This is a genomic window from Maritimibacter alkaliphilus HTCC2654 (assembly GCF_000152805.1).
GTDB lineage: Bacteria > Pseudomonadota > Alphaproteobacteria > Rhodobacterales > Rhodobacteraceae > Maritimibacter > Maritimibacter alkaliphilus.
The window spans coordinates 3,468,069-3,484,522 of sequence record NZ_CH902578.1 but is presented as its reverse complement, the minus strand read 5'-3'; the positions used below and the strand labels follow the sequence as shown (position 1 = coordinate 3,484,522).

Below are 16,454 nucleotides of genomic sequence, written 5' to 3'. Positions count from 1 at the left end.
CGCATCCCTATCGCGCCGCCCCCAAGGCGACAAGTGCGGTCGTTACGTTGAACGCGTCGCGCTCAGCCGCACTTGGAATGACCGCAGGACGAACAGGTCATGCAGCCTTCGATCATCTGCATGGTGTACTGGCCGCAGGACGGGCAGGCCGGGCCGGGGCGATGACCGATGTTCACCACGTCGGCCTGAGGGTCGGACTTCAGCCCCATCCCCTCGCCGGCAAGAAAACCCGTGGCGATCATGTGTTTCTCGATCACGCCGCCGATGGCCGCGAGGATCGAGGGGATATACTTGCCCTGCATCCAAGCACCGCCGCGCGGGTCGAACACCGCTTTGAGTTCTTCGACCACAAAGGTCACGTCGCCCCCGCGCCGGAATACCGCCGAGATCATGCGTGTGAGCGCCACGGTCCAGGCGAAATGCTCCATGTTCTTGGAGTTGATGAACACCTCGAACGGGCGCCGATGCCCGGCGACGACCAGATCGTTGATCGTGATATAAATCGCGTGCTCGCTGTCCGGCCACTTGAGTTTGTAGGTCGACCCGTCCAGTTCTTGCGGCCGATCCAGCGGCTCGGAGATATAGACCACATCGCCGTGCGGCTGGCGCGGCTCATCGTCGGTGGTGGAGAGGACTTCGGGGGCGGCCTTCTCCTCGCTCACCGATAGAACCGACCCCGTTACATCGTTCGGGCGATAGGTGGTGCAGCCTTTGCAACCCGTCTCCCACGCTTCCATGTAGACGTCCTTGAACCCCTCGAAGCTGATGTCCTCGGGGCAGTTGATCGTCTTGGAGATCGACGAATCGACCCATTTCTGCGCCGCCGCCTGCATCTTGACGTGATCCATCGGGGCCAGCGTCTGGGCGTTCACGAAGTAATCCGGCAGATCGGCGTCGCCGAACTTGTCGCGCCACATCTGCACGGCGTAATCCACGACCTCTTCTTCGGTCCGGCTTCCGTCTTTCTGGAGCACCTTTCGCGTGTAGGCATAGGCGAACACCGGCTCGATCCCCGACGACACGTTGCCGGCGTAAAGGCTGATCGTGCCGGTGGGCGCAATCGACGTGAGCAGCGCGTTGCGGATGCCGTGTTCGCGGATCGCCTCGCGCACGTCGTCGTCCATATGCTGAAGCGAGCCGGAGGCGAGATAGGCTTCGGCATCGAACAGCGGAAACGGCCCTTTTTCTTTCGCAAGCTCGACACTGGCGAGGTAAGCGGCACGCGCGATGGCCTTCATCCAGACCTCGGTCTGCGCGGCAGCCTCGTCCGAGCCATAGCGCAGCCCAAGCATCAGCAGCGCATCGGCCAGCCCGGTGACGCCCAGTCCGATCCGGCGCTTGGCCTCGGCTTCGCGCGCCTGCTGCTCCAGCGGGAAGCGCGAGGCATCCACCACGTTGTCCATCATTCGAACAGCGGTCGTGACGAGGTCGCTCAACGCATCGTAGTCGAGCGTCGCGGCCTCCTCGAACGGGTGCTCCACCAGTCGGGCAAGATTGATCGACCCGAGCAAACAGGCACCATAGGGCGGCAGGGGTTGCTCGCCGCAGGGGTTGGTGGCCGCGATCGTTTCGCAATAGGCCAGGTTGTTCATCCGGTTGATGCGGTCGATGAAGATCACGCCCGGCTCGGCATAATCATAGGTCGCCTGCATGATCTTGTTCCACAGATCGCGTGCCTCGACTGTGCGGTAGGTGGTTCCGTCGAAGGTCAGATCCCACGCGCCGCCGGATTTGACCGCTTCCATGAACGGGTCGGTCACGAGCACGGACATATTGAACATGCGCAGGCGGGCCGCGTCCGACTTGGCGGTGATGAAATCCTCGATATCCGGGTGGTCGCAGCGCATCGTCGCCATCATCGCGCCGCGACGGCTGCCCGCCGACATGATGGTGCGGCACATCGCGTCCCAGACGTCCATGAACGACAGCGGACCCGACGCATCGGCAGCCACGCCTTTGACCCCCGCCCCTTTGGGCCGGATCGTCGAGAAATCGTAGCCGATCCCGCCACCCTGCTGCATCGTCAGCGCGGCCTCTTTCAGCATGTCGAAGATGCCCGCCATGCTGTCGGGAATCGTGCCCATGACGAAGCAGTTGAACAGAGTCACGTTGCGCGCCGTGCCCGCGCCCGCCGTGATCCGGCCCGCAGGCAGGAATTTGAAATCCTCGAGGGCGGCATAGAACTCCCCCGCCCGCTCCGGCTCGCTGTCCGCCAGCGCATCCGCGATCCGGTGCCATGTATCCTCGATGGTCTTGTCCACCGCCGTCCCGTCGGCTTCCTTGAGCCGGTATTTCATATCCCAGATCTGTTCTGCGATGGGGGCGGCGAAACGGGTCATGGCACGGCCTTTTGATCTTCAGCGTGGCGGATTAAGCGGCGGCCCCCGGTTGAATCAGTCAGCGGGGGAGACCTAGTATTACGCTAATGATGGGTGCGAGTCATCCCCAACCACTAGATTTGGGGGGATGAACAAGAGGTGAACACGGTGAGCCATATCAATCTGGTGAAACTCTGCGTCGGTGCGGAAGCGGTCGAAGACCTGACCGCGTGGCAAAAGATGCGCGCCGGGGGCGACCCGGATTACGAGCCGCGCCATGTCACCCGCATGTGGCCGAAACGCGAGGAGGAACTGCTGAACGGTGGCTCGCTCTACTGGGTCTTCAAGGGCGTGATTCTCGCCCGCCAGCGGGTCGTGCGGCTGGACGAGGTCGTGCGCGAGGACGGCATCCGCCGCTGCGGTCTGGTGCTGGACCGTGAGGTCGTGCGCACCCACGCCGCGCCCCGGCGCCCGTTTCAGGGCTGGCGTTACCTCAAGCCCGAGGACGCGCCGCGCGATCTGCCGAAAGGTCGCCAAGGTGAAAGCGAACTGCCGCGCGAGCTGGAAACCGCGCTGGCCGAGATCGGGATTCTGTAAGCCCCGCACGCCGCGAACGAATGAAAAAGGCCGCGCAAGAACCCGCGCGGCCTTTGTCGTTTCAGGTATCGGCCCCGGCTCAGGCGTCGGTGCCCACCGGACAGGTGACCCCAGTGCCGCCCAGCCCGCAGTAGCCGTTCGGGTGCTTGTGCAAGTATTGCTGGTGATAGTCCTCGGCCCAGTAGAACGGTCCGGCCATCTCGATATCCGTGGTGATCTTGCCGTATCCCGCCTTGGACAGGCGCGGCTGGAACCGTTCGCGGCTGGCCTTGGCCGCGGCGAGTTGCGCGTCGTTCACGGCGTAGATCGCCGAACGATACTGCGTGCCCCGGTCGTTGCCCTGACGCATCCCTTGGGTCGGGTCGTGACCCTCCCAGAACACCTGAAGCAGCTCCTCGTAGCTGACCTGTTTGGGGTCATAGACCACGCGCACCGCTTCGGCATGCCCGGTGCGGCCCGTGCAGACCTCTTCATAGGTCGGGTTCGGCGTGTGGCCGCCCGCATTGCCGACCATGGTCAGCCAGACGCCCGGCACCTGCCAGAACTTGCGCTCGACGCCCCAGTAGCAACCCATCGCGAAAATCGCGACCTCCATGCCCTCGGGCACGTCCATCGTCAGGGGCCGACCGAACACCGCGTGCTCGTCCGCCGTGGGGATCGCATGGTCGCGGCCCGGCAGCGCATCCGCCGCCGTCACCATCTCGGGGTCTTTGAAAAATCCAAACATCGCGTCCTCCTTTGCCCGGCAATATAGGCCCGGATCACTCGGCGGGCGAGATCGCGGTGCCGGTCAACACGGTCTCGTGACCCTTTTCCGGGTGCCGCGGGATCAGCATCGCCAGCATCAGCGAGGCCGCCGCCATGCCCGCCGCCAGCCCGAACACCGCACCCGGCGACTGCACCCAGAGGTAGCCCAAAAGCGCCGGCAGGAACACCGCCGCGATGTGGTTGATCGTAAAAGCCACGGCGGCGGTCGGTGCGATGTCCGGCACATCCGCGATCTTCTGGAAATAGGTCTTCATCGCGAAGGCCAGCGAAAAGAACAGATGGTCGATGACGTAAAGCGCACCCGCCAGCATCACGCCCCAGCCGAAGTAATAGATGCCGCCATAGGCGAGAAAGACGAGGATGAGCCCCCCGTATTCGAACATGAGCGCCCGCCGCTCGCCCCACCGCGCCACGGCCCGACCCATGAGCGGCGCGAAGAGCATGTTGGCGACGAAGTTGATGATGAACAGCGCCGTGACCTCGTGCACCTCGAAGCCGAACCGCTCGACCATCATGAAGGCCGCGAACACGACGAAGATCTGGCGGCGCGCACCCGACATGGCCTGCAAGGCGTAGTAAAGCCAGTAGCGGCGGCGCAGCACGAAGGTCTTGAGCTGCGGCTCCGGGCTTTCGAATTGCGGAAAGACGATGAGCGCACCGATCGCCATGAGCGTCGCGATCCCGCCCGCCGCGAGATAGACGAAGTTGTAACTCAGATCGAACGCCTTCCACGTCAGCACGAGCAACCCGTAGGAAGCGAGCGACGCGGCAGAGGCGACGGCCACCAGCCAGCCCAGCACCTGCGGCGCGCGCTCGCGCGGAATCCATTGCAGTTGAAGCGACTGGTTCACGGTTTCGTAGTAGTGAAACCCGATCGACGAGAGCATCGTGATGGTGAGGATGCCGCCCAAGGACGGGAACCAAGCGGTCACCGCCGTCGCCGCGCCAAGCAGCAGGAGCGCGACGAGGCCCAGAACCTGCTCCCGAACGAACATGATGAGCGCGATGACCCCGATGGCGAGGAAGCCGGGGATTTCGCGGACCGAATGCAGCCACCCGATCTCGACCCCGGTGAAACCGGCGACCTCGATGACGAAGTTGTTGAGAAGCGCGTTCCACGTCGCGAAGGCGATCGGCATCGCTGCCGCCGTCACCACCAGAAGCGCGATGGGCTGGCGCCAGATCGGCAGGCTCCTGGCTTCTTCGAGAGTGACCTTGTGAAATCGCATGTCCCTCAATAGGGCCGCACATAGGCTCTGGCGAGACCCGATCCCTGTTCGGACCCGCACAGTGCGACGCTGATCCGAGCCATCCGCGCACAGGAGACGTATGCAGTGCCGCGAATGCGTCTGATCCAAATCAAGGCTCGCCGGACAGGATCATGACACAAGACACGGCGAACAGGAGGACGCGCGATGGATATCGTTCCGCTCATAGACTGGATTGGAGAGACCCAGACCGGGGCGCTGTTCGGCCTCGTCACCGGGATCGTCTTCGGCGTGGCGGCCCAACGCTCGCGCTTTTGCCTGCGCGCCGCGACGGTCGAATTCGCGCGGCGCCGGATGGGGCCGTCGGTCGCGGTGTGGCTCTTGACCTTTTCGACCGCGCTGGCCTGGGTTCAGGGCGCGTCGCTTCTGGGATGGATGCGGGTCGAGGACGCCCGGATGATGGCCGTCACCGGATCATGGTCCGGTGCGATCATCGGCGGGTTGATGTTCGGGGTCGGCATGGTGCTGGCCCGTGGCTGTTCGGGGCGGCTTCTGGTGCTGGCGGCGGCGGGCAACCTGCGCTCGGTCGTGTCCGGCCTGATCTTCGCCGTGGTGGCGCAGATGTCGCTGCACGGCTCGCTCGCCCCGCTGCGCGACCGCCTTGCGCGGGTCTGGATGACCGAAGGCGGGACCAACGTGAACCTGCTGCACGCGCTCCGCCTGCCGGACTGGTCGGGCTTCGCCCTTGGCCTCGCGCTCGCGGTGCTCGCGCTGGTCGTGGCGCGGCGCAACCAGATCGGCGCTGCGCGCCTCGTCTTCGCCTCCGGCGTCGGCTTCGCCGTCGCTTTGGGATGGGTGCTGACCTTTTCGCTCAGTCAGGTGGCGTTCGACCCGGTCACGGTCACCTCGGCCACGTTCACCGGCCCTTCGGCCAATACGCTCATGTTTTTTCTGGAGCCGAACCCGGCGCTGGAATTCGACATCGGACTTGTCCCCGGTGTGGTGATCGGCGCGTTCGTGGCAAGCTGGATCAAACGCGAGTTCCGGTTTCAGGGATTCGAGAACGAACAGAACATGCGCCGCGCCTTCGCGGGCGCCGCGCTGATGGGCTTCGGCGGGATGCTGGCGGGCGGCTGCGCCATCGGGGCGGGCGTGTCCGGCGGGTCGATCTTCGTCGGCACCGCATGGCTCGCGCTCTTTTCCATGTGGATCGGGGCGATGGCGACGGATTTCCTTGTCGATCAACGGGGGCCGATCGGCCAGCCCGCGTGAGAGGTTTCGACTTGCGCAGGGCGCAAGCCGACCCGCGTGGGGGCGCTGCCCCCACACCCCTGCTTCAAGTGGGGGGCGCTGCCCCCACCTCAATCGTCATTTGCGGATTGTTTGAGAACCGGGCGGCGATCTCTGCTGAATATCCGGCCCCCAAAACCCAACTGCCGAGGTCCATATGAACCTCGGCAGACATTCCGTCTTGCGCTGTATGATCCGGCGTGAGCCTGATACTTCGGATCAGTTGAGCCAAATGACCACTCGCCTGGTGCACAAAATCAGGATCGGCCAGTAGCGTCTCCATCCGTTCTATAGCGGCGGCGTAAACGGGTGCTGCTCGGGTTGGCATAGCTTCAGCACTGCGCCGCACTGCCTCCAGCTTGTTGATCTGGAGTTCGAGTCTGGCGATCTCGTCCTCAAGGGATTGGGCTCGCTCAAGGAGGCTTTTGAATGTCGTGCCGCTTTCGATCGCGCGCAGGATCTGCGTGATGGCCTTTTCTGCTTCGGCTTTGCGACGGATGAGTGTTCGAAGCTCGTTCGATCCAGATGCGGACGCCATTTTCCGACGTTCAGCAGCGATCGTTGCGTCGAACTTTGCTTCGAGTTCCGGAGTCAGGAAGAGGTCGCGCAGGCTAGCGAACACACGCTGTTCAATTGCTTCCCGCAAAACCGGAGTCCGATTGCCACAGAGCTTCTTGTTCCGGCAATAATATTTCCCTTGAGCTTGCATTGTGAAAGGGCGACCGCAACAGCCGCAAACCAAGAGCCCGGACAAGAGATATTTGGTGCGATGCGCGGCTGAAGCATTTCCAATGGTCTCGACCTGACGAGCGGTGGCTTCGAGTTGAGTGTGGGCTGCGTCCCAGAGCGGCTGCGGAATGATCCGCAGATCCTCAACCTGAAGGGTGGTCGCTTGGTCCGGCGTCGCTTCCACCCATTTCTTGCCAGTTTCGGGATCGAAGCTGGACTTCGTAGCGCCGTAGGTGACCTCGCCAATGTAGATTCGATTGCGCAGGATGCCATCGCCGCGCTGCTTGTTTCCGCGCAAGGTCGATGTATACCAATCCCCACCCTTTGGCGCTGGGATGCCTTCCTGATTGAGCCGCTGGGCAATCTGTTCGGCCGAATGGCCTGCGGCGGTTTCTTCAAAAATGCGCGTCACGATCCAAGCGGTTTCAGGGTCCGGCTCGCGGTTTAGACCTGTCTCGCCGTCTTTTTTGCGATAGCCGAAGGCCATTCCGTGCGTTCGTCCTTGTTTACGCACGAGGGACTCGAGAGCGCGTCGCGTGTGAACCGCGACGCTATCCGAATAATACTGAGCGCCAAGGGCATTGAACAGGAGCTTGATAAAGTCCTGTTGCCCTTCAGAGACTGAGTAAAGCTCGATCCCTCGGAAGGTAGTAATCTCGAAGTAGGACAGTGCATTGACCACGGAGCGGTGCAAGCGGTCGACGGCTTCGATAAGAACGACGTCGGCTTTGCGGCAGCGCAACATCTCAATCATTTCCTGAAGTCCAGGCCGCTTGGTGCGTTTGCCAGTCTTCTCGCTGTCGCTAAACACCCCAACAACTTCCCAGCCGGCGTTTTCGCAATGACGCTCGCACATCGCCACCTGATCAGCGATGGACGTCTGCTTTTGCTTGCCAGTCGAATAGCGGGCGTAAATGACAGCGCGCTTGGTCATGGTTCAGCCTTTCTTGTAAATTGGGGTGTTGTCGTTAGCAGCCACGCGACCGTATGCGCTGGAAGGGCGCGTCTCGGCGCGCACCTGCGCCTGCGCGAGCAGTTCAATCAACCCCAGTAGGTTGGTCTCAAGGTTCGTTTCTCCGCCCGGATTTTGGTTGGCGGCTTGCAAAGTAACGCGTGACATTTCTTGTTCTCCTTCGTCCATGTGGCTCACAACTGGACAGGAGATGGGTGGAACGTTTCTCAGAGTGAAAAAATTTTTGGAGAAAAGTTCGGACGCACCGGCTGGGGGAGCAGAAAGGATGGTGCCGACGCGTCCTGACGCGGAAAGACAGCCGCGTTTCTTTGGATCGGTCAGTTGCGTGACTGGCGCTTCTTCCCGATCATTTGTTCGGCTTCGATCAGATCGCTGACGCGCTGCGAGAGGTAGCTCGCGCTGAGCAGATCTCGGCGCACGGTGTCCGCGACCGGATCTTCGTCGGTCTCGGGATGCGATTGCGCGATATTGGCGAGGATCAGCCGGATCGTGTGACGGAACTGGTCGGTCAGGATGCGCTTTTGCTCGATGATGTCGGTCAGCGTTTTGATGTTCAGCTCATTGTCGCGGATCGCCCGTGAGCTGAGTGCATGCAGGCCACGCAGACCATCGCGGGCATCTCGTGCTGCGTCGGCGATCATCGCTTCGAGGTTGTCGACCTCGCGAACGGGTGGTTCGTAGTGGAATTCGATTTTGTGTTTCTGAGTGTTCATTCTGGTTCCTTTGCTTTCAGAAGGCAGCCGGTCGATCCCGGCCCTCGTGAACAGGGGCCGGGTCGAGTGGGTGAGCTTCAGAACAGGGAGAGTTGCTTCGGTTTCCGGCGACCGGTTTTGGCGTCGCGTTCCCTCTTGATGTCCGCGATCGCGTTGATGTGGGCCCGGACCGCGAGCATCCGATCGACGGAGGTGCCGACCAATTCGCTGAGGATCGGTGTCCCATCGCGATTGCATGCGAAGCCGTGGTGATCGAGCGAAACGGTGATCCGCCGCGCGCCGACGAAGCGCGTGGACTTGCGCTGCTTCAGCACTTTCAACAGGGTCTCGCCACTGACCGCGACTTCATGACCGCAGTTGGCGTTCGTCTGTACCTTGGTGTTATAGGCGAGCACCGCGAAGTGTTCGCCGCCGCGACGGACCACGTCGAGGACAAGGCACGGTCGGATCTTCGGCGGGTCATCGGTCAGGCGCACCGGAAACCGGAACATCACGATGTGCCCCGGCTGAAGCACCGTCTGCCAGTGTTTCACTGGCTTCGGTTTTTGGGTGGTATTGTCGAGCATTGTCGTCTCCAATCGTTGAAAGAAGACGCACGCCCATCTGCCCTAAACTCCAAGCGGGTCAGCCGCGCGCGCGTCACGACAGGGCCGCGCGCGACTGCGCCCGCCTCGCGCCTCAAGCGCACAGGGAGAGAGCGTCGAGAGGGGGAAAGCCTCTCGACCCCGCGTGGGGAACGCGAGCAGGTGGGGGTTCGGGGGAGGAGTGCGGAACGACGCTCCCGCGGGCGCAGGGGGATCCAAGGGGGAGTGCGGAACGATGACCCTTGGCCCGGCTGGAGGCTCCGGGAGAGTTCGAGAGGCGGAGCGCATCTCGAGCGCCGCGCAAGCCGTGCCGGGGTGCAGGGGTTTCCCCTGCCGAACGAAAATGACAGAAAGAACCGAAGGGCCGTCTGTCACTTTGCTAGTGAGTAGATCCCCCGCAGACCTGCGGAGGCGTCCGTTTCTCTCTTCGAGGAAACGAACCGACCTCCTGATCGACCAGATCAGGAGGCCCTCATGGCACAGCCCGCCAATTCCGAACGCCAGTTTCCCATCGTGCTGCGCTTCAAGCCGATGTTTCCCCACGACATCGCGGGCTACGCCTTGCACGAGGAGCGCAAGGGGCGAGGATCGAAGCACTGCGAGTCGGGCATGGCGATGGCGAACCGTCTAAACCTGATCGGCGAACCCGATTGGCGCGAACGGTTCAATGAGAGGTATGAACTCGCACGACTGTCGAACTTCGCTGAAGAGCTGGAAGCCTTGGAGGCGCTCGGCCGCAAAAAAGACTGGGCAGACCGCGCCGATGGCGGGCCTCAGGATCCGTGGAAGGCGTCGAAACAAGGTCCGCTCCGCGAGGTCATCATCACCGCGAACAAAGAGTGGTTCAACGCGTTCGACGACCCTTCGCTGCTCATCAACGCGGCGCGGTCGGCAAGGGAAGACGCCTTCGTCGAAACTTCGATCGCGTAGCTGAAGGAGCGCTTCGGCGACGCGGTGATAACGGCGCGGGCGGATTTCGACGAAACCGCGCCCCATATCCACGCGATGATCGCCCCTTGGGCTGAAAAGACCTCGAAACGGCGCGGTTGGCAGCACCTTCTGGTGCCATCAGCCTACGAGCTGCTCAAGAGCTACGAAGACGCACAAACCGATATCGCGGAAAACTTTGCGCCTCTCAATTTGGCTCGCGGCCAGCGGCGGTCAGAGGAGCGGCGCCGGGCCGAAGAAGGCGGCAGGGACCAGCCCGAGTATCGAGAGAACCAATGCGGTCACGTCTGGCGCGAAGCCGAAGCGGCACAGCTTCGAAAACGGGCGAAAGACCTCAAGGAGCGCGAACATGCGCTCGCCGGACGTGAGGCCGCGCAACGGCAGCGCGAAGCAGAAATAGAGACCCGGGAACGCGCCACCGCCGAAAGCGAATCTGCCTTTCGCAAGGCTCAGGTGACAGCAGACGCGAAAGCCGCGCGGTTGGATGAACGAGAGGCCGTCAACAATCAGGTCGAAACCCTTCTCGACGTGGCCGCATCACAGGGCACAGTCGGAGAGGCGAAAGAAGACGAGGCGCCTCTGACGGCGCGCATTCGCCGCAAACTGGGGCGCGTGTTCGCGTCTCTGTCACCTCTACGAAACGGACTGCGGAGAACGAGACTGCCAAGCGGATGGCAGCCGCGGAACGCCTGGCGCGAAAAGCCGAAGCCTTCCTGCACGCGATGCATGCAGCTGTCCCGCGCATTTCTCTGCCGATCATCGAAAAACGGGTCCGGGGCGAGGCGAACGACTTCGCGGACGCAAAGCTGACAGCGAAAACAATCATGAAATCGGAGACTTCGCGCAAAGGCGGCAAGGAAATCGACGAGTGATAGCATTTATTATCTTGGGGCCATCTCAAACGACATCAACTCCCCTCCAGATCGCTCACACACTTAATCACGGAGACATCTGATGTTTGAAGATATCGACAAAGATGATGCCTCGACAGCACGTATGAAAGCGCGTGTCGATCGACAACGAGCCAAAGTGGCCACAAAAAGAGCCAAGAAAGAAGCCGCAGCCCGCAAGGAAATCGGCGAAACGACCCTCGCCGCTCTTCCGAATGTGGATGAAAAGCTGCGTAGTCAGATCATCAGCGCACTCGTTCCCACCCTCAGTCTAGTTGCACTGCAGCTCCTCGTTCACGAAGGGTTGTTGAAAGCCGCGAAGGCTGACGCGGAGATGGCCGCCCGCGCCGAAGCCAAACTGGCGAAAAAGAAACCCGTTGGCGGCAGCGATGCCGCCAACGACACCCCCGTTACCAGCGCCTAAGGCGTCACAACTTCAATCGAGCGATCTATCAGGGCCGATGCGGAACACCGCATCGGACTTTTGGTATTCTCATGTTGTTCAGTCGACACATTGAACAGGTCATCTAAAGTTCAAAAATCAATATCCCCTGCGAGTTGATTGAAGAACTTCGTCCGAGATACTTTGGCATTAGCACCTAGATCTCTATTTTGGTGCCAGCGTAGGACGTTTGCTACAGGCACAACAAATACATCTACCTCTGGAAATCCAACGATGTCTGAGAGAATGAAGCCTTTAATGCCTGCCAGTTTGGCTTGAAAACCTTCTTCATTAAAAGCGCGACCGGACCCAACTTGGTTGCTTGGATTAAAGTATACACCTTGCCGCGTGATCGAACGCACCTCCCACATACCACCCTCAGGATCGAGCAGGTCATAGCCAGCGCCCTCTGACGGGGCCAGCTTCCAGCCGGGATTCTCCCACATTAGACGCCGCTCGATGATGAACGAGACGCGCCGACCATCAGTCAGGTATTCGCGGACATCCTTGGGTGTCACCCGGAACGCGCGGGCAAGCTCTTCCTCATCCCAGCGGAGTTTAAAACGTCTTTCCATCAAACACTTCTCCCTGCTACCTAGGAGGAAGTGCCATGATTTCTGGCACGGATCAAGGAGCAGGCCGTGCCGCGTTTCGATGACTATCTGGAGGAGTTGCAGGAATACTCAGGCCTGCAAGCTCGATCGCTAATTTCTTCTTGGGACGCCAACATTGCAGCCGCCGCGCAAGCGGCAATCAGTCAGGCCATTCAATCTCAAGGCTACATCGGCTGGCAGATGCCAGACTTCACAGGCTCAAATCAATCTTTGGGCAACAAGGCTGCTGCGGCATTTCTGACCAAGATTGCGCCCGCTTTCACAAACGCATTCAGAATTGAAATTGCCCCCGGCAAAGGCTACCCGGACACCGTATTGACAATTCAGGGGCAGCGGCACTTTCTGGAGTTCAAGGCGACGTCCGACTGGAATCCGAACGACGGCAATCGACGCGTCCTGACCAGTTCGCCACTAAAAATGCGCAGACTCATCGAAGATGGCATCGTCGAAAACCCGCCTGCACACGCTGTCGCTACGGTGCTATACCAGAATGGCGGGGCAATCGTGGAGGGGTTCAGACTCGACTTTCTCGATCCCGCTTCACCGATGAATATCAGGCTGGAAGCTTCAACCTCGCACAAACTACTTGCGGGCGGAAATCATTCAAGCTGGCAGACCCCCTAGTGACGTTGCAAGAGCACGATCCGGTTCGTATTCGTGCCCTTCGCGCCGTTGGCCACGCCCCAGCAATTGGCAGTTTTTGTGAACTCCTGGTCGTTCACCATCACGCCCAGCCGGTTGAACGGTAAGCCCTCCGCCGCCTTCCAGACGAGGCGCTCGAGCAGCACCTTGCCATTACGCACCTCACCCACCTCGAAGGCGACGTAGCCACCGGAGCGCAAGATGCGGGCCTGTTCCGCTAGGACGCGGTGCACCATCGCGGTCCACGCCTCCTCGGTGCGATGCATATCGATGGCGACGGTTTCCGGATCGATGCCTGCAAACCAGCAGCGCAGCCAGTTGTCGGCGGCATAGTGCACGATGTCGAGGAATGGGGGTGAGGTGACAGTTAGATCGACCGAAGCATCAGCGACGCCGCGCAAGTCCCACGCCGCGCCGGTGTGAAGGCTTGAACGCACTTGGCTAGGGGCACAGCCGTTCTTAAGCAGCGTTCTCGACTTCTTGAGTATCACGGCAACCACGTCGCGCTCTGGCGGCGATACGCCTAGTTTCTCGTTGATCTTGAGTTGTGCCTTGACTGACACTGCTTGGTTCGGCGGCATCGACCGGCCAGAGAAGAAGCCCGGCGAATGACCCGAGAGGCGATTGATCGCCACCATCCGAATCCAGTCGGCCACCGGGTCAACGCTCTCGCTGCCAAGCGGCGCGCGTTCAGCCAGCCATAGGCGCAGGCCCTCCAGCTTCTTGAGCGTTTCGGGGTGGTAGAAGGCGAGCAAGTCTTCGCGCTCAATATCACCCCGAGACCAATCAACGGTTTGCAGCGCCGTTGCAACCGCCTGCAAAGTGATCGGGCGCAGCCGGGGACGGGTCAGTAGGACCGACAACGGGTTGATGTCATTGCCAAAGGCCTGACGGCCCATTAGCGCCGCCTGCACGGGCGTTGTGCCCCGCCCCATGAACGGGTCGAATACCACGCCCCCCGGCTTAGTGAGACGCTTGATGAAGAACTCGGGCAACTGTGCCTTGAAGCAGGCACGGTAAGAAACCTCGTGGATCGAGTGAGCTTGGCGTTGCCCTGCCGTCCAGAACTCGTTGATCAGGTAAGGGATACCTTCCACGGTCTCAGTCATTGTGCGCTGGCCGAAGTCATCGAAGGCCCGAAGGTCTTCGATGAAGGTCTCAGCCGTCGCCGCGAACTTCTCCTGATCAAAGATGGAGAGCTGGTTCATTCGCCCATACCTTCTGTTCTGCTTTCTTGTGGCGCCAAAGCACTGATGGCACGGCTAGAGACGTGCAGCGTCTTCCTACCTTAGTCCACCATACCGCCAAACGAAAGCTACGTTCCAAGTGCTTTTCTGGCGCTATCCGGCTAACCTCTCGGTCTACAGAAAAATAACGGTGACTGCAGCCTCGGGGTGGTTCACAATGCACGCTGCAAACGACAGACGAGTTATGCCCCCACACCCCCGAGGTTTCCGGAAACAGAGAAGAGGAACGCGGTTCAGTAGAAGCTTTGCGGGTCGATATCGACGGAGAGTCGGATGTCGCCTTTGACGTCCATGTTGGCCAGCCACTTTCGCAATGCCGTTTGCAGGGGGGCGGTCTTGGGCGCCTTTACGAGCAGGCGAACGCGATGGCGGCCCCGGATGCGGGCGATGGGCGCGGGGGCCGGCCCGAAGACCTGCGCGCCGATCTGGACGATGGGACCGTCGGCCCGGGCGAGCGCGGTGCCCAGGTTCATGGCCGCGTCGAGGTCGGGGGCGGAAATGACGATGCCCGCCAGACGCCCGTAGGGGGGCACGCCCGCCGCCTGTCGTTCCGAGGCTTCGGCTTTCCAGAACCCTTCCTCATCGCCCGACAGGATCGCGCGGATCACCGGGTGTTCGGGCTGGAACGACTGAAGCAGGGCGAGGCCGGAGACGTCGCCGCGACCGGCCCGGCCCGCGACCTGCCGGATCAATTGAAACGTGCGTTCGGCGGCGCGCAGGTCCGACCCTTGCAGGCCGAGGTCCGCGTCGATCACGCCGACGAGTGTGAGCTTCGGGAAGTTGTGCCCCTTGGCCACGATCTGCGTGCCGATGATGATGTCGGCCCCGCCCGCCGCGATCAGCTCGATCTGCGCTTTGAGCGCGCGGGCGCTTGCAAAGAGGTCTGAGGACAGCACGGCGACCCGCGCATCCGGGAAGGTCTCAGCCACTTCTTCGGCCATCCGCTCCACCCCCGGCCCGACGGGGGCGAGTTTGCCCTCGGTCTCGCAGGACGGGCATGTCTCGGGCATCGGTTTCGTCTCGCCGCACTGGTGACAGACGAGACGTTTTAGGAAGCGGTGTTCGACCATGCGCGCGTCGCAGTGGTCGCAGCCGATCTGGTGGCCGCAGGCGCGGCAGACCGTGACCGGCGCATAGCCACGGCGATTGAGGAAGATCAGCGCCTGCTCGCCCTCGTCGATCCGGCCACGCACGGCGGTGGCGAGCGTGGGCGAGATCCAGCGATTGCCCGGAAGATCCTCTTGCCGCATGTCGATGGTGCGCATTTCCGGCAGAACGGCGGGGCCGAACCGGCTGGTCAGATCGAGGCGATTGTATTTCCCGGCCTGCGCATTGGCCCATGTCTCGAGCGATGGGGTAGCCGAGGCCAGCACCACCTGTGCGCCGTTGATGGACCCGCGCAGCACCGACATATCGCGCGCCGAATAGAGCACGCCATCCTCCTGCTTGTAGGAATTGTCGTGCTCCTCATCCACGACGATCAGGCCTATGTCGCGAAACGGAAGGAACAGGGCCGAGCGCGCGCCGATCACCATCTGCGCGCCGCCTTCGGCCACCATGCGCCAGACGCGGCGCCGTTCGGTCATGGTCACACCGGAATGCCATTCGGCTGGTTTCGCGCCGAAGCGTTCCTCGACCCGTTTCAGAAATTCCGACGTCAGGGCGATTTCCGGCAGCAGGACGAGCGCCTGTCGGCCCTGCGCCAGACATTCGGCCACCGCTTCCAGATAGACCTCGGTCTTGCCCGATCCGGTAACGCCGCGCAGAAGCGTCGCACCGAACGTGCCGGATCGCACGCCGTCGCGCAGCGCACCGGCAGCCGCCGCCTGATCCCCGGTCAGCGCCTTGCCCGGCGCGGTGTAGTCGAGATGGGGGAACGGCAGGTCGCGGGGGCTTTCCTCTTCCTCGACCGCGCCGAGTTTCACCAACCCCTTGACGACGGACGAGGTGACGCCCGCCTCTTCGGCCAGTTCCTTGAGCGTGAAGGCTGAATGCGCCTGCGATTCCAAGACCTCCAGCACACGCTCGCGCGCCTCGGTCTTGCGGTCCGGTTCATGGTGACCCAAGCGATAGATCTTGCGCATCGACGGCGGATTGGAGAGGCCGGGCGCGCGGGTCGCCAGCCGCAGCATGAAATTCATCGGCGTGAGCGTGTAATCCCCGACACGAGTGAGGAACTCGGCCATCTCCGCACGCATCGGCGGCACGTCGAGCACCCGAATGACGGCGCGCAGTTTCGAGGCGTCGAACCCCTGCTCGCCCGGACCCCAGACCACGCCCATGACCTTGCGCGGACCAAGGGGCACCTCGACGAAAGCGCCCTCCCAGCAGCCGCCTTCGGGCGCGCGGTAGGTGAGCAGCCGGTCGATGCCCTGAGTGGTCAGGACCGAAACCCGGCCCCCTTCGTCGAAAAACTCAGCCATGTCGGACGATCCCGGCGAACCCTCGCAAATCGGCAAAGGGGGGCTTTCTGCGGCGGATCACCTCCTGT

General features: G+C 62.0%; 16 protein-coding genes. 6 read left to right on the top strand and 10 right to left on the bottom strand.

The window, feature by feature from the left end:
- Positions 1 to 62: 62 nt before the first annotated feature.
- Positions 63 to 2,339, bottom strand: coding sequence for an adenosylcobalamin-dependent ribonucleoside-diphosphate reductase (locus RB2654_RS18105; protein WP_008334525.1), 2,277 nt, complete (start codon positions 2,337 to 2,339; stop codon positions 63 to 65).
- 138 nt (positions 2,340 to 2,477) lie between these two features.
- Between RB2654_RS18105 and RB2654_RS18100 the strand changes: the two genes are divergently transcribed.
- Positions 2,478 to 2,915: a DUF1489 family protein gene (locus RB2654_RS18100; RefSeq protein WP_008334524.1), complete on the top strand. Its 438-nt coding sequence runs from the start codon at positions 2,478 to 2,480 to the stop codon at positions 2,913 to 2,915.
- A gap of 79 nt (positions 2,916 to 2,994) precedes the next feature.
- On the opposite strand, the gene msrA is transcribed toward RB2654_RS18100, so the two are convergent.
- Both msrA and RB2654_RS18090 read right to left on the bottom strand, forming a co-directional pair.
- Positions 2,995 to 3,642: a peptide-methionine (S)-S-oxide reductase MsrA gene (msrA, locus tag RB2654_RS18095; RefSeq protein WP_008334522.1), complete on the bottom strand. Its 648-nt coding sequence runs from the start codon at positions 3,640 to 3,642 to the stop codon at positions 2,995 to 2,997.
- A 34-nt stretch (positions 3,643 to 3,676) separates the two neighbouring features.
- Positions 3,677 to 4,912, bottom strand: coding sequence for an MFS transporter (locus RB2654_RS18090; RefSeq protein ID WP_008334520.1), 1,236 nt, complete (start codon positions 4,910 to 4,912; stop codon positions 3,677 to 3,679).
- A gap of 186 nt (positions 4,913 to 5,098) precedes the next feature.
- Between RB2654_RS18090 and RB2654_RS18085 the strand changes: the two genes are divergently transcribed.
- Positions 5,099 to 6,163, top strand: coding sequence for a YeeE/YedE family protein (locus RB2654_RS18085; protein ID WP_008334518.1), 1,065 nt, complete (start codon positions 5,099 to 5,101; stop codon positions 6,161 to 6,163).
- Positions 6,164 to 6,227: 64 nt separating this feature from the next.
- Here RB2654_RS18085 and RB2654_RS18080 read toward each other — a convergent pair whose 3' ends face one another.
- The 4 genes from RB2654_RS18080 to RB2654_RS18065 all read right to left on the bottom strand — a co-directional run bounded on the left by RB2654_RS18080 (position 6,228) and on the right by RB2654_RS18065 (position 9,162).
- Positions 6,228 to 7,844 carry a recombinase family protein gene (locus RB2654_RS18080; RefSeq protein ID WP_008334516.1) on the bottom strand — a complete coding sequence of 539 codons (1,617 nt, stop codon included), beginning with the start codon at positions 7,842 to 7,844 and terminating at the stop codon, positions 6,228 to 6,230.
- Positions 7,845 to 7,847: 3 nt separating this feature from the next.
- Entirely contained in the window at positions 7,848 to 8,051 is a 204-nt protein-coding gene (locus RB2654_RS18075; protein ID WP_008334514.1) for a hypothetical protein, read from the bottom strand.
- A gap of 149 nt (positions 8,052 to 8,200) precedes the next feature.
- Positions 8,201 to 8,596 (bottom strand): hypothetical protein, encoded by a 396-nt coding sequence (locus RB2654_RS18070; protein ID WP_008334512.1) that lies wholly within the window; start codon positions 8,594 to 8,596, stop codon positions 8,201 to 8,203.
- A 77-nt stretch (positions 8,597 to 8,673) separates the two neighbouring features.
- Positions 8,674 to 9,162: a hypothetical protein gene (locus RB2654_RS18065; RefSeq protein WP_008334510.1), complete on the bottom strand. Its 489-nt coding sequence runs from the start codon at positions 9,160 to 9,162 to the stop codon at positions 8,674 to 8,676.
- Between the two features lie 492 nt (positions 9,163 to 9,654).
- On the opposite strand from RB2654_RS18065, the gene RB2654_RS18060 reads away from it, so the two are divergent.
- The 3 genes from RB2654_RS18060 to RB2654_RS18050 all read left to right on the top strand — a co-directional run bounded on the left by RB2654_RS18060 (position 9,655) and on the right by RB2654_RS18050 (position 11,442).
- Positions 9,655 to 10,110: a hypothetical protein gene (locus tag RB2654_RS18060; RefSeq protein ID WP_008334509.1), complete on the top strand. Its 456-nt coding sequence runs from the start codon at positions 9,655 to 9,657 to the stop codon at positions 10,108 to 10,110.
- 24 nt (positions 10,111 to 10,134) lie between these two features.
- Positions 10,135 to 10,938: a hypothetical protein gene (locus RB2654_RS23470; RefSeq protein ID WP_148912696.1), complete on the top strand. Its 804-nt coding sequence runs from the start codon at positions 10,135 to 10,137 to the stop codon at positions 10,936 to 10,938.
- 144 nt (positions 10,939 to 11,082) lie between these two features.
- Positions 11,083 to 11,442 (top strand): hypothetical protein, encoded by a 360-nt coding sequence (locus tag RB2654_RS18050; RefSeq protein ID WP_008334503.1) that lies wholly within the window; start codon positions 11,083 to 11,085, stop codon positions 11,440 to 11,442.
- Between the two features lie 110 nt (positions 11,443 to 11,552).
- Here RB2654_RS18050 and RB2654_RS23465 read toward each other — a convergent pair whose 3' ends face one another.
- Complete coding sequence (locus tag RB2654_RS23465) at positions 11,553 to 12,035, bottom strand: hypothetical protein (protein ID WP_148912559.1); 483 nt, start codon at positions 12,033 to 12,035, stop codon at positions 11,553 to 11,555.
- 66 nt (positions 12,036 to 12,101) lie between these two features.
- On the opposite strand from RB2654_RS23465, the gene RB2654_RS18045 reads away from it, so the two are divergent.
- A complete protein-coding gene (locus tag RB2654_RS18045; RefSeq protein WP_008334502.1) occupies positions 12,102 to 12,698 on the top strand; it encodes a hypothetical protein in 597 nt (198 codons plus the stop codon).
- Here RB2654_RS18045 and RB2654_RS18040 read toward each other — a convergent pair.
- Together RB2654_RS18040 and RB2654_RS18035 are read right to left on the bottom strand one after the other, a co-directional pair.
- Positions 12,695 to 13,924: a DNA methyltransferase gene (locus RB2654_RS18040; protein ID WP_008334501.1), complete on the bottom strand. Its 1,230-nt coding sequence runs from the start codon at positions 13,922 to 13,924 to the stop codon at positions 12,695 to 12,697. The two genes, RB2654_RS18045 and RB2654_RS18040, sit on opposite strands and share 4 nt — an antisense overlap.
- Before the next feature lie 272 nt (positions 13,925 to 14,196).
- Positions 14,197 to 16,386, bottom strand: a complete 2,190-nt coding sequence (locus tag RB2654_RS18035) for a primosomal protein N' (protein ID WP_008334500.1) — start codon at positions 16,384 to 16,386, stop codon at positions 14,197 to 14,199.
- Between the last annotated feature and the right edge of the window lie 68 nt (positions 16,387 to 16,454).

Bases quoted from the DNA above. Each gene is read 5' to 3' on its own strand.
- RB2654_RS18105 (WP_008334525.1), bottom strand. From the start codon at position 2,339: ATGACCCGTTTCGCCGCCCCCATCGCAGAACAGATCTGGGATATGAAA.
- msrA (WP_008334522.1), bottom strand. From the start codon at position 3,642: ATGTTTGGATTTTTCAAAGACCCCGAGATGGTGACGGCGGCGGATGCG.
- RB2654_RS18090 (WP_008334520.1), bottom strand. From the start codon at position 4,912: ATGCGATTTCACAAGGTCACTCTCGAAGAAGCCAGGAGCCTGCCGATC.
- RB2654_RS18085 (WP_008334518.1), top strand. From the start codon at position 5,099: ATGGATATCGTTCCGCTCATAGACTGGATTGGAGAGACCCAGACCGGG.
- RB2654_RS18080 (WP_008334516.1), bottom strand. From the start codon at position 7,844: ATGACCAAGCGCGCTGTCATTTACGCCCGCTATTCGACTGGCAAGCAA.
- RB2654_RS18075 (WP_008334514.1), bottom strand. From the start codon at position 8,051: ATGGACGAAGGAGAACAAGAAATGTCACGCGTTACTTTGCAAGCCGCC.
- RB2654_RS18070 (WP_008334512.1), bottom strand. From the start codon at position 8,596: ATGAACACTCAGAAACACAAAATCGAATTCCACTACGAACCACCCGTT.
- RB2654_RS18065 (WP_008334510.1), bottom strand. From the start codon at position 9,162: ATGCTCGACAATACCACCCAAAAACCGAAGCCAGTGAAACACTGGCAG.
- RB2654_RS18060 (WP_008334509.1), top strand. From the start codon at position 9,655: ATGGCACAGCCCGCCAATTCCGAACGCCAGTTTCCCATCGTGCTGCGC.
- RB2654_RS18050 (WP_008334503.1), top strand. From the start codon at position 11,083: ATGTTTGAAGATATCGACAAAGATGATGCCTCGACAGCACGTATGAAA.
- RB2654_RS23465 (WP_148912559.1), bottom strand. From the start codon at position 12,035: ATGGAAAGACGTTTTAAACTCCGCTGGGATGAGGAAGAGCTTGCCCGC.
- RB2654_RS18040 (WP_008334501.1), bottom strand. From the start codon at position 13,924: ATGAACCAGCTCTCCATCTTTGATCAGGAGAAGTTCGCGGCGACGGCT.
- RB2654_RS18035 (WP_008334500.1), bottom strand. From the start codon at position 16,386: ATGGCTGAGTTTTTCGACGAAGGGGGCCGGGTTTCGGTCCTGACCACT.